Origin of the sequence: Streptomyces aculeolatus (assembly GCF_020400605.1) — a bacterium.
Taxonomy (GTDB): Bacteria; Actinomycetota; Actinomycetes; order Streptomycetales; family Streptomycetaceae; genus Streptomyces; species Streptomyces aculeolatus.
Map to the genome: position 1 here is coordinate 17,644 of NZ_JAINRD010000016.1, position 13,925 is coordinate 31,568.

1 protein-coding gene is annotated in these 13,925 nt (G+C 75.4%); it reads right to left on the reverse strand.

Features of this window, described 5'->3' with window-relative positions; translation table 11 throughout:
• A complete protein-coding gene (locus LG396_RS24285) occupies window positions 1–13,851 on the reverse strand; it encodes a non-ribosomal peptide synthetase (protein WP_225796383.1) in 13,851 nt (4,616 codons plus the stop codon).
• Window positions 13,852–13,925: the final 74 nt, after the last annotated feature.

Consider the following 13,925-nt stretch of genomic DNA (forward strand, 5'->3'; position numbering starts at 1 on the left):
TCAACGGCTTCGCGCCGGTCGGCCCGGCTGGGACTGCTCGTCGGCGAACGCCGCTTCGAGCTCTTCGATCTGGTTCTGAGCGAGGTCGAGCAGGGGGAAGTCGGAGGGGGTGTGCCCGCCGGCGGCCGGGTCCTCGGTGTGCGCGGCGAGGCCGGCGAGCATCTCCAGCCAGGCCGCGCCGAGGCGTTCGGCGTCCGTGTCGTCCAGCAGGCCGCCGGCCCACGACAGGGTCACCGTCAGCGCCGGGCCCGCCGGCCCGTCCTGGACGACGGCGCCCGCCTCCAGCGCGTGCGCCACGGGCAGGCCGGCGTCGGCCGAGCCGCCGACTGCGGTCTCGCCGGCCGGCTGCCAGGCCCGTGCGGGACCCGGTCGGCCGGTGGCGGCGGGGAAGCGGCCGAGGTAGTTGAAGCCGATCTGCGGCTGCGGCAGCGCCGCCATCGCCTCGGCCGTCCCGGGGTTGAGGTGGCGCAGCAGTTCGTGGCCGAGGCCGTCGCCGGGGATCTGCTGCGCCTGTTCCTTGACGGATTTCAGCAGCTCGCCCGCGGCGGTGCCGCCGGCCCGTACGCCGTCGAGGTCGATGCCCCCGGTCCGCAGCCGCAGCGGGTGGACGCCGGTGAACCAGCCCACGGTCCGCGTCAGGTCGAGGTCGCCGACGGGTTCGCGGCCGTGCCCCTCGATGTCCACGAGCACGCTGTCGTACGCGTCCGGCCGCCACCCGGCGACCGCGCCGGCGAGGGTGGCGAGCAGCACCTCGTGCACGCCGCAGTGGAACACCCCGGGTGTGCGGCCGACGAGCGTGGCCGCCTGGCCGGCGGGCACCGTCCAGGACCGGTTGCGCAGCGTGGGGGCGGTGTCGGCGGCGGGGTCGAGGGGGCGGCGGCCGAGCGGCGGTTCGGGCTCGCCGAGCAGCGCCGTCCACTGCTCCAGCTCGGCCCGCCGCCGCTCGCTCGCCGCCTCGGCCACGAGCGTGCGGGCCCAGCGGCGGAACGACACCGCGACCGGGTCGAGCGCCGGCTCCTCCCCCGCGGCGGCGGCCTCGCACGCGGCCTGGAGGTCGGGCAGCAGGATCCGCCAGGACACCCCGTCGACCACGAGGTGGTGCACGGCGAGCACCACGCGCCCGACCCGCCCGGGCCCGGCGTCCAGCCAGACCGCCTGCACCATCACGCCCGCCGCCGGATCCAGCCGCGCGACCGCTTCGCGGGCGGCGCCGCCCGCGGCCTCGTCCAGGCCGTCGTCGGCCACCCTCGACGCGTCGAGGCGGGTCACCAGGCCGGCGGCGGCGGGCGCACCGCGCTCGGCGACGACGAGCCGGGGATCCGCCGGGTCGGACAGGTCGGTGCGGGCCCGCAGCATCTCGTGCGTGTCGAGCAGCGCGCCGAGCCCCGCGGCGAGCACGTCCGCCGTGAGGTCCGACGGGGCGCCCACGACCGTCCACTGCGCGAACCGGCCGCCCGCCACGCCTTCTCCGAGCCGCCGCATGACGGGCGTCCACGGCACCTCGCCGACGCCCACGTCCGCCACCGCCGCGCCGTCCGCCGCCTGCACGACCAGCGCCAGCCGCTCCGGGGTCTTCTCCTCGAACACCTGCCGCGGCGTCAGCACCAGCCCGGCGCGCCGGGCGCGGGAGGCCAGTTGCATGGAGGTGATGGAGTCACCGCCGAGAGCGAAGAAGCTGTCGTCGGGCCCGACCCGCTCCAGGCCCAGTACGTCCGCGAACAGCGCGCACAGCGCGGCCTCCGCCGCGGTGCGCGGCTCGCGGGCGGAGACGAGCCCGGCGAAGTCGGGGGCGGGCAGCGCCGCGCGGTCCACCTTCCCGTGCGGGGTGAGCGGCATCCCCTCCAGCGGCACGACGGCCGCCGGCACCATGTACTCGGGGAGCCGTCCGCGTACGTGCTCGCGCAGCGCGGACGGCAGTTCGCCGCTGTCGTACGCCCCGGAGGGGACGACGTACGCGACGAGCCGGGTCTCGCCGGGCCGGTCCTGCCGGGCGACGACCGCGGCCTGGGCGACGTCCGGGTGGGTGCCGAGCGCGGCCTCGATCTCGCCGGGCTCGATGCGGTGGCCGCGGACCTTGACCTGCTCGTCGGCGCGGCCGGCGAAGACCAGTTCGCCGTCGCCGGTCCAGCGCGCCAGGTCGCCGGTGCGGTACATCCGCTCGCCGGGCGCGAACGGGCAGGCCACGAACCGCTCCGCGGTCTGCCCCGGCCGGCGGCGGTAGCCGCGGGCCAGGCCGGGCCCGGCGACGTACAGCTCGCCGGTGACGTCCGGCGCGGCGGGCTGCAGGAAGGCGTCGAGGACGTACGCGCGGACGTTCGCCATCGGGGCGCCGATGGGCACCGGGTCGGCGCCGGGCGTCAGCGGGCCGCTCATCGCGGCGCAGACGGTGGCCTCGGTGGGCCCGTACGCGTTGATCATCCGCCGCCCGGGCGACCAGCGGTCCACCAGCGCGGGCGGGCACGCTTCACCGGCGACGACGAGGGTCTCCAGCGCGTCCGGCAGTCCCTCGGCGACGGCCGCCACGCTCGGCGGCACCGTCACGTGGGTGGCGCCGGCCGCGCGGAGGGCGTCGGCCAGGGGGACGTGGGGCGGCAGTTCTCCGGCGGCGGGGACGACGAGCGCCGCACCGGAGAGCAGCGCCATGCACAGCTCGGAGACCGCGGCGTCGAAACTCACCGAGGCGAACTGCAGGACCCGCGACCGGGGCCCGACCGCGAAGCGGTCGATCTGGGCATCCGCGAGGTTTCCCAGGCCGCGGTGCGAGACGACGACACCCTTGGGGGTGCCGGTGGAGCCGGAGGTGTAGATGACGTACGCCGCATGATCGGCCGTCAGCGGGCCGCGCCGCTCCCCCGGCCCGAGCGCCCCGCCCGGGAACCCGGCGACCTCCGCGGCCACCGATGGATCGTCGAGCACCACGGCGCGGAAGCCGCTGCGGAGCACGCCGTGCGTCGCCGACGTACAAAGAACCACCGCCGGATCGGCGTCCTCCAGCACGAACGCCAGCCGCTCCGCCGGATAGCCCGGGTCCACGGGTACGAACACGCCCCCGGCCAGCGACACGGCAAGCAGTGCCTCCACCTGCGCCGCCGACCGCTCCAGCAGCAGGGCCACCCGCGTCTCCGGGCCCACCCCCGCCGCCACCAGGTAGCGAGCGAGCCGGCCGGCACGGTCCGCCAACTCCCCGTACGACAACGACTCCCCGTCGGCCACCAACGCCACCGCCTCCGGCGACCGCTCGACCTGCGCGCCGAACAGCTCGGGCAGCGGTGCGGCCGGCAGCGGGGCCCGCGTCCGGTTCCACTCCTCGGTCACCAGCGCCCGGCTCGCCTCGGTCACGGCGGCCACCCTGCCGACGGGCGCGGCGGGGTGGGCGACCAGTTGCTCAAGGACGTGCTCGAAGGAGGCGAGGATGTCCTCGGCGCGGTCGCGGTCGAACACGTCGGGGCGGTAGATGAAGTCGCCCTGGATGCGCTCACCCGGGACGGCGATCAGCGTCAACGGGTAGTGGCCGCTGTCCTCGGTGACGCCCGCGGGCCGGATCGTGAGCGCCTGCGGATCCGGCGAAGCGGCGGGCGGCGCCGGGTAGTTCTCGAAGACCACCAGGGTGTCGAACGTCGCGCCCGCGCCCGCTGCCTTCTGCACGTCCTGGAGGCCGACGTGCTGGTGCGCCATCAGCGCCACCTGCCGCCGCTGAAGCTCGGCCAGCATGTCGGCCACCGGCTGCGCGCCGTCGAGCCGGACCCGCACCGGCAGCGTGTTGATGAACAGCCCGATGATCGACTCCACGCCCGCCAGTTCCGGCGGCCGGCCGGCGACGGTGGCACCGAACACCACGTCGTCACGGCCCGCGAGCCGCGCGAGCACCAGCGCCCAGGCGCCCTGCACCACGGTGTTCACGGTCACCCCGTGCGCCCGCGCCAGCTGCGCCGCTCCCGCGGACAGCTCCGCACCGAACTCGTAGCGCACCCGCTCCGGCAGCACCGGCGCGCGCACCGACTCCGCGGGGACGACGAGCGTCGGCCCGTCGGCCCCGGCCAGCTCCGCCCGCCACGCCTCCCGCGCCGCGTCCGGGTCCTGGCGGCCGAGCCAGCCGAGGTAGTCGGCGTACGAGGAGACGGCCGGGAGCCGGCTGCGGTCGCCGGCCGCGGCGTAGGCGGCGGAGACCTCACCGATCAGCAGCGGCAGCGACCAGCCGTCCATGACGATGTGGTGGTTGCTGACCAGGAGATGGTGCCGGTGCTCGCCGAGGCGGACCAGCAGGAACCGCAGCGGCGGCGCGGCGGTGAGGTCGAAGCGTTCGGCCCGGTCCTCCTCCGCCAGCCGCCGCAGCTCGCGCTCCGCGTCGGCGCCGGAGAGCCCGGAGAGGTCGGCCTCGCGCCACGGCAGGGGTACGTCGCGGGCGATGACCTGCACCGCTTCGCCCGACGCGAGCCGGTGGAAGCTCGCGCGGAGGATGGGGTGCCGGTCGAGGACCGTCGCCCACGCGGCGCGCAGCCGTTCCGCGTCCAGCGGCCCGTCGAGCGCGAGGGCGCGGCGGCCCTCGTACACGTCGGGGCCGGCGTCGTCGAAGTCGGCGTGGAACAGCAGTCCTTGCTGCAGCGGAGACAGCGGCCACACGTCGGCCAGCGCGGGCACGGCGGCCTCCAGCTCCTCCACGGCGTCCTGGGTGAGGGCGAGGAGCGGGAAGTCGGAGGGCGTGTGCCCGCCGGCCGCCGGGGTCCCGGCGTGGGCCGCGAGGCCGCCGAGCATCCGCAGCCAGGTGGCGCCCAGGCAGTCGGCGTCCGCGTCGTCCACCAGTGCACCGGCCCAGGAGAGGGTCAGCGTCAGCTCCGGGCCGTCGGGCCCGTCCTGGACGACGGCGCCCGCCTCCAGCGCGTGCGCCACGGGCATGTCGGGGGCGACGGACCCGCCGAGGGCGGTGTCGCCGGCGGGCTGCCAGGCGCGTACGGACGCGGCGGGTGCGGCGGGTGCGGCGGACCCGGCGGCGGGGAAGCGGCCGAGGTAGTTGAAGCCGATCTGCGGCTGCGGCAGCGCCGCCATCGCCTCGGCCGTCCCGGGGTTGAGGTGGCGCAGCAGGTCGTGGCCGAGTCCGTCGCCGGGGATGACGCGCGTCTGCTCCTTCACCGTCTTCAGCAGCCTGCCGGCGGCGGCGCCCCCGGACAGGGCGTCGTCGAGTTGTACGCCGGTGACGTCGACGCGCACCGGGTGCGAGCTGGTGAACCAGCCCACCGTGCGCGACAGATCCGCGTCCCCGACCGGCTCGCGGCCGTGCCCCTCGATGTCGACGAGCACGCCGCGGTCCGTCGTCCACGGCCGCCACTGGGCGACGGCTCCGGCAAGGGTGGCCAGGAGCACCTCGTGCACGCCGGTGTGGAAGACGGCCGGTGCCCGCCCGGTGACGGCAGCGGCCAGGGCGGCGGGCACGGCCCACTCCCGCCGCTGCTGGGTGCGGGCGGTGTCGGTGGCGGGGTCGAGGGGGCGGTGGCCGAGGGGTGGTTCGGGGGCGCCGAGGAGGTCGGTCCATCCCTGGAGTTCGGCGGTGCGGTCGTCGGCCGTTGCCTGGGTGACGAGTTCGCGCGCCCATTGCCGGAAGGGGGTGAGTACGGGTTCGAGGGCGGGTTGCCGGCCGTCGGCGAGGGACGTGCAGGCAGATTGGAGGTCGGGGAGGAGGATGCGCCAGGACATGCCGTCGACCACCAGGTGGTGGACGACGACGATGAGCCGGCCGACCCGGAACCGGCCGGCGTCCAGCCAGACGACGTGCAGCATCGCCCCGTCTGCGGGGTCGAGGTTCGCGACGGCGGCGCGGGCTTCGCGGGCGGCTAGCACGTCGAGGTCGGTGGCGCCGGCGGCATCCACGCGAGTGACGAGCCGGGCGGCGTCGACGGTGCCGCGTTCGGGGACGACGAGACGGGGGTCCGCCGGGTCCGAAAGATCGGTGCGGGCCCGGAGCATGGCGTGCACGTCGAGCAGGGCGCCGACGCCACCGGCCAGTACGGAGCGGGTGAGCGCCGCGGGCGCGCCGACGACCGTCCACTGCGCGAAGTCGGCGTCTGCCGACCGTACGCCCTGCGCCCGCATCGCCGGCGTCCACGGCACATCGCCGGTGTCCTGGGCACGGACCGCTGTGATCGCGGCCGGGGCGGCGCCGGCGACGGCGGCCAGCTTCTCCGGGGTCCGCTGCTCGAAGACCTGCCGGGGGGTGAGGACGAGCCCTTCGCGGCGGGCGCGGGAGGCGAGTTGCATGGAGGTGATGGAGTCCCCGCCGAGAACAAAGAAGTCGTCGTCGGCACCGACGCGCTGCAGGCCCAGAACGTCGGCGAAGAGGGCGCACAGCATCTCCTCGTTCTCGCCCTCGGGCGCGCGGCCGGTCGCCCGCTCGGCGAGGTCGGGTGCGGGGAGGGCGGCGCGGTCGGTCTTGCCGTTGGGGGTGAGCGGCAGCACGTCGAGAACGACGACGACGGCGGGCACCATGTGCTCGGGCAGCCGCGCGGCCGCGAAGTCCCGTACGGCATCGGCGTCGACGCCTCCGGTCACGTAGGCGACGAGCCGCTTGTCGCCGGGGCGGTCCTCGCGTACGACGACAGCCGCCTGGGATACGTCGGGGTGGGCGGCGAGGACCGCTTCGACCTCACCGGGTTCGATCCGGAAGCCACGGATCTTGACCTGCTCGTCGGCACGCCCGGCGAAGTGCAACAGCCCATCGCCCGACCAGCGGGCCAGGTCGCCGGAGCGATACATACGCGCGCCCCGCTCAAAGGGGCAGGCGACGAACCGCTCCGCGGTCAGCCCGCCGCGGCCGACGTAACCGCGGGCAAGGCCCGGGCCGGCGATGTACACCTCGCCGGTGACGCCCGGGGGCACGGGCCGAAGGAAGTCATCCAGAACGTAGGTGTGTGCATTGCCGATCGGGCGGCCGATAGGCGGGGGTGCGTCGTGCGGCTCGATGCCTGCATCGAGAGGGATGGCTGTCGTGATGACGGTGGCCTCGGTGGGACCGTAGGTGTTCCACACCTGAGCCTGCCGCGTCCAACGGGACGCCAGGTCAGCGGTCAACAACTCCGCGCCCAGCACCCAATTCCGTACCCCCGTCACCGACCCCGGGTCCAAGACGCTCAGCAGCGACGGCACCACGCTGGCCACGGACACGCCGGAGCTACGGACCATCTCCGCCAACGCCGAAGGCTCCACCCGCTCCTCCTCGGAGGCGACGGCCAGGGTGCCGCCGGCGGCGAGCGTGACCGCAACGTCGAGGACGGCGGCGTCGAAGCCGAACGACGCGAACTGCAACGCCGTCACACCCTCCGCCACACCCAGCACCGGCCGCATCGCCTCCGCCAGATTCGCCGGACCACGATGCGGAACCGCCACACCCTTCGGACGACCCGTCGAACCCGACGTATAGATCACATACGCGAGTTGATCCGGCTGAAGCACCGTGTCCAACGGCTCCACCGACTCCGCCACGATCTCCCCCGCCACCTCATCCAGCCGCACCGCACCCTCAGGCGCCAGTTCCCCGGTGCTCAGCACCACCTGCGCACCGCTGTCGGCGACCATGAACGCCAACCGCTCCGCCGGATAGGCAGGATCCAGCGGTACATACGCGGCCCCGGCCTTCCACACCGCAAGCATCGCCGCCACCATCTCCACACCGCGCGGCAGACACAGACCCACCCGCGACTCCCGCCCCACACCGAGCCGGACCAGGTACCGCGCCAGCCGATTCGCCCGCGCATCCAGCTCCCCATACGACAGCGCGTCCGCCCCGCATCGCACGGCAACCGCTTCTGGCGCCCGCCAAGCACGCGCCTCGAACCGGTCCAGCACCGAACCCGCCGGCACCGACAAGTCCGTCGCGTTCCACTCCGACACCACCGCCGTTCGCTCGCGAGCGTCCAGCACCTCCACGTCGCCGACCCGCACCTCCGGGTCCGCCACCACCTGCTCCAGCACCCGCACCACCCGCCGCGCCAGCCCCTCCGCCTCACGCGCCTCGAACAGGTCCGGCCGATACGTCACCCGCACGTGCAGCCTGTCCGCCGGGACCACTCCGATGGCCAGCGGGTAGTGCGTGCCGGCCATGCTGCTTTCCTGGGTGATGCCGATGGCGTCGTCCGCGGGTCCGGTGGCGGGGAGGCCCAGGTCGTTCCGCGGGTAGTTCTCGAACATCAGCATCGTGTCGAAGGTCGCGCCCACTCCGGCGAGTTCCTGGATCTCCTGGAGGCCGAGGTGCTGGTGCCCCATCAGCGCCGACTGCCGTCTCTGCAGCTCCGCGAGCATGTCGACCACACGCTGCCCACCGTCCAACCTCACCCGCACCGGCAACGTGTTGATGAACAAACCCACCATCGACTCCACACCCGGCAACTCCGCCGGACGCCCCGCCACCGTCGCCCCGAACACCACATCCGAACGACCCGCCAACCGCGCCAACACCAACGCCCACGCACCCTGCACCACCGAATTGACCGTCAGCCCCCGCCCACGCGCCCACACACCCAACGCGGCCGTCGTCCCCTCTGTGAGCCCGACGAGGCACTCCTCCGGTACGACGGGCCGGCGGCCCGGGTCGGCGGGTACGACGAGCGTCGGCTCGTCCGCACCGGCCAGCTCCGCCCGCCACGCCTCGCGTGCCGCCGCCTTGTCCTGGCGGCCCAGCCAGGCCAGGTAGTCGCCGTACGAAGCCGCAGGGCCGCGGCCGGAGTCGGTGCCTCCGGCCGCGTACACCTGGGCCACCTCGTCGAAGACGAGAGGCATCGACCAGCCGTCGGCCAGGATGTGGTGGCTGGTGATGACCATCCGGTGCGCGCGGTCGCCGAGGCGGATCAGCAGGATCCGCAGCAGCGGCGCCCGCCCCAGGTCCATCGTCCGGTCGAGTTCCTGTGCCGCCAGCCGGTCCACCGTGTCCGGCTCTCCGGCGCCGGTGGAAGACAGGTTCGCTTCCCGCCAGGGCAGGGGTACGTCACGCCCGACGACCTGCACCGCTTCTCCCGACGCCAGCCGATGGAAGCTCGCGCGCAGCGCGGGGTGGCGGGCGACGACGGTTTCCCACGCGGCGCGCAGCCGCCGCCTGTCGAGGGGGCCGTCGAGCGCGAGGACGCGCTGGCTCTTGTAGACGTCGGGGCTGTCGTCGTCGTATGTGGCGTGGAAGAGCATGCCTTCCTGTAGGGGTGACAGCGGCCAGATGTCCGCGGGTGCGGGCACAGCCGCTTCCAGTTCCTCGACGGCGTCCTGAGTGAGGTCGAGGAGCGGGAAGTCGGAGGGGGTGTGCCCGCCGGCGGCCGGGTCCTCGGTGTGCGCGGCGAGGCCGGCGAGCATCTCCAGCCAGGCCGCGCCGAGGCGTTCGGCGTCCGTGTCGTCCAGCAGGCCGCCGGCCCACGACAGGGTCACCGTCAGCTCGGGGCCGGTCGCGGTGTCACGGACGGCGGCGCTCGCCTCCAGCGCGTGGGCCAGCGGCATGCCGGGGTCCACGGAGCCGCCGACCGCGGTGCCGCCGGCGAGTTGCCAGGCGCCGACCGGCCCCGTGGGGCTGCCTGCGGGGAACCGGCCGAGGTAGTTGAAGCCGATCTGCGGCTGCGGCAGCGCCGCCATCGCCTCCGACGTCCCGGGGTTGAGGTGGCGCAGCAGCTCGTAGCCCAGTCCGTCCGCGGGGACGGCGCGGGCCTGCTCCTTCACGGCCTTCAGCAGCGCACCCGCCGCCGTGCCGCCTGCGCGTACGCCGTCGAGGTCGATCCCGGACAGCGAGGCCCGCATGGGCCGGCCGCTGGTGAACCAGCCCACCGTGCGCGCCACGTCCGCGTCCCCGAGGTCCCCGCGCCCGTGCCCCTCGATGTCGACGAGCACGCCGTCGTACGCCCCCGGCCGCTGCCCGGCGACGGCTCCGGCGAGCGTGGCGAGCAGCACCTCCTGGACGCCGGTGTGGAACGCGGCAGGTGTGCGGCCCGTCAGCGTCAGCGCCTCCTCGGCGGGCACGGTCCACGTACGCGCGCGGAGGGTCGCCGCGGTGTCGCGTGCCGGGTCGAGCGCGCGTGTGCCGAGCGGCGGCTCCGGCGCGCCGAGCAGGTCGGCCCACGCGGCGGCCTCCGCCGTCCGCTCCGGCCGTGCGGCCTGGGCGGCCAGCTCCCGCGACCAGCGCCGGAACGACGTCGCCACCGGCTCCAACTCCGGCTTCCGCCCCTCACCCACCGCCTCGCACGCCGCCCGCAGATCCGGCAACAGGATCCGCCACGACACCCCGTCGACCACCAGATGATGGACCACGAGCACGAGGCGCCCGATGCGGAACGGACCCGCATCAAGCCACACGGCCTGCACCATGACCCCGGCCGCCGGGTCCAGCCGCCCGGCCGCCGCCCGGGCCTCACGCTCAGCGAGCGCGTCCAGCCCGCCGCCACCGCCGCTGTCGCTGTCGCCTCCTTCGAGACCGCCGCCGCCGTCGCGGCCGTCCGCCTCCGCCGCGTCGATACGGGTGACGAGGCCGGCCGGGTCGACGGAGCCCCGCCTGCCGACCGTCAGACGCGGGTTCGCCGCGTCCGCCACGTCGGCACGGGCCCGCAGCATGTCGTGCGTGTCGAGCACGGCGCCGAGCCCCTCCGTCAGCGCCTCGAGCCCCAGGCCCGCCGGGGCGCCCGCGATCGTCCACTGCGCGAAGCCGGGTGCGGCGGCCCGTACGCCCAGTCGCCGCATGACCGGCGTCCACGGCACCTCGCCCACGCCCTCGTCCCGTACCGCCGGACGGCGCCGCGCCGGCCCGGCGACCAGCGCGAGCCGCTCCGGGGTCTTCTCCTCGAAGACCTGCCGCGGCGTCAGCACGTACCCGGCGCGCCGCGCCCGCGACGCGAGCTGCATCGACGTGATGGAGTCGCCGCCCAGCGCGAAGAAGTCGTCGTCCGCGCCCGCCCGCTCCAGCCCCAGCACCTCGGCGAACAGCGCGCACAGCGCCTCCTCCGCCGGGCCCGCGGGGGCCCGCCCGGTCGCGCGCCCGGCGAAGCCGGGGGCGGGCAGCGCCGCCCAGTCGACCTTGCCGTTGACCGTCAGCGGCAGTTCGTCCAGCACCACCACCGCGGCCGGAACCATGTACTCCGGCAGCACGGCGGCGACGTGCTCGCGCAGCGCCTCCTCCTCGACGGCCCGCCCGCCGGGCACGACGTAGCCGATGAGCCGCTTCTCGCCCGGGCGGTCCTCACGTGCCACGGCCACCGCCTCTGCGACGTCCTCGTGCGCGGCGAGGACGGACTCCACCTCGCCCAGTTCCACGCGGTAGCCGCGGATCTTCACCTGCTCGTCCGCACGGCCCGCGAAGTGCAGCAGCCCGTCGTCCGTCCAGCGCGCCAGGTCGCCGGTGCGGTACATGCGCCCGCCGGTGTCGAACGGACAGGCCACGAACCGCTCGCCGGTCAGCCCCGCGCGCCCCAGGTAGCCGCGGGCCAGGCCGGGCCCGGCGACGTACAGCTCGCCGGTGATGCCCGGGGGCACCGGCTGGAGGAACGGATCCAGCACGTGGACCCGGCGGTTGGCCATCGGCCGGCCGATGGGCAGCACGGCGCCCGCCGTGTCGCCGGGGTGCAGCACATGCCACGTCGCGCAGAGCGTGATCTCCGTGGGCCCGTACAGGTGCCGTACGGACAGGCCGGGGCACGCCTCGCGGACCCGCGCGACCGCCGCGGCCGACACCACGTCGCCGCCCGTGAGCACTTCGCGGAGGCCCGCGAAGCACTCCGGGGACTCCTCGGCGAGCACCCGGAACAGCCCGGCGGTGACATGCAGCCTGCTCACGCCCGCATCGGACACCGCCAGGCGCACCCGCTGAGCGTCGACCACGCCGGGCTCGGCGATGACGACCCGGCCGCCGGCGGCGAGCGGCACCCACACCTCGTACAGCGAGATGTCGAACGCGTGCGGCGCGTGCATCAGCACCGCCTCGCCCGGCCCCGCGACCCAGCCGCGCTCGCCGGCGAGCACCGCGACGGCACCGTGGGGCACCGCCACTCCCTTGGGCGTCCCCGTCGAGCCGGAGGTGTACATCACGTACGCCACGTCCGCGGCGTCCACCGGCACCGGGGGCACCACGGCGGAACCGGCGACGGCGGCCGCGGTCGCCGGGTCGTCGAGGACGACGAGCGCCGCCGCGGTGCCGCAGGGCACCACCGGCCGCGTCCGTCCGGTGCACACGACGGCCGCGGGGGCGGAGTCGGACAGCAGGAACGCCACCCGCTCCGCCGGGTAGTCGGGGTCCACCGGCACGTAGGCCGCGCCCGCCTTCCACGCGCCGAGCAGCGCCACGAGCAGGTCGGCCGACCGCTCCATGACGACGGCGACCCGGTCGCCGCGGCGGACCCCGGCTTCGGCCAGATGCGCCGCGAACCTCCCGGAGGCGGCATCGAGTTCCCCGTACGACAGCGTCCGCGGCCCGTCGGTCACGGCGGGCGCCTCCGGTGACCGCAGGGCGTGCGCGGCGAACAGCTCCGGCACCGAAGGCCCCGGCAGCGGGGCAGCGGTGGCGTTCCACTTCCCCACCACGCGCGCCCGGTCAGCGGCGGCGATCATGTCGATCCTGCCCACGGGCGCGGCGGGGTCCGCGGCGATCTGCTCCAGGACCCGCACGAGCCGCTCGAAGACCGTCTGCGCCGCGGCTCGGTCGAACAGGTCGGGGCGGTAGTCGAGTTTGAAGCTCATCTGCTCGCCGGGGGCGGCGACGAGCGTCAGCGGGTAGTGCGCCGCCTCCTGGCCGCCCGCCATGCGGACCGCGAACGTGTCGGGGGCGGAGGCGCCCTCGGGCGGCAGCGGGTAGTTCTCGTAGACGACGATCGTGTCGAAGACGCCGCCGGCACCGGCGAGCCGCTGCACCTCGGGCAGGCCCAGATGCTGGTGCGCGCCGAGCGCGGACTGCCGGTCCTGGAGGGCGGCGAGCATCTCCGCCACCGGCTGCGCGCCGTCGAGCCGGACGCGCACGGGCAGCGTGTTGATGAAAAGGCCGACCATCGACTCGACGCCCGGCAGCTCCGGGGGCCGCCCGGAAGCGGTCGCGCCGAACACGACGTCGGTACGCCCCGCGAGCCGCGCCAGCACCATCGCCCACGCGCCCTGCACGACCGTGTTGAGCGTCAGGCCGCGGGCGCGCGTGAGCGCGACCAGGCCCCCGTACAGCTCCTGCGGGATCTCGGCGATCAGGCTCTCCGGCGCGACCGGCAGCCGGCCCGGGTCGGCGGGCGCCACGAGCGTCGGCTCGTCGGCCCCGGCCAGCTCCGCCCGCCAGGCGGCCCGCGCGGCGTCCTTGTCCTGCCGGCGCAGCCACGCCAGATACTCCCGGTACGACGTGACGGGCGGCAGCCCGCGCACGTCGCCGCCCGCCGCGTACACCGCCGACAGCTCGCCGAGCAGCACCGGCATCGACCAGCCGTCCATGAGGAGGTGGTGGCTGGTGACGACCAGCCGGTGGCGCTCGGCGCCGAGGCGGACGAGGAGCAGCCGCAGCAGCGGCGCGGCGGCCGGGTCGAAGCGCTCCGCACGCGCCCGGGCCGCGAGGCGGTCGGCCTCGACGAGCGCGTCGGCCTCCGGGAGGTCGCCGAGGTACGCCACCTCCCACGGCAGCGTCACGTCGCGCGCGATGACCTGCACCGCCTCCCCCGACTTGCGCCGCCGGAAGCTCGCGCGCAGCGCGGCGTGCCGCTCCAGCAGCGCCTCCCACGACGCCCGCAGCCGGTCCGGGTCCACGGGGCCGACCAGCTCCAGCAGCCGCTGGCCCTGGTAGACGTCGGGGCCGTCCTCATCGAACGCGGCGTGGAACAGCAGGCCCTCCTGCAGCGGCGACAGCGGCCACACGTCCTCGACGGCGGATCGGGTCATCGCTCTGTCTCTCCTCACGGCGGATCTCTGGTGGCGGCTCGGGGCTTACGGGGTCAGGGCGTTCTGATCCACGG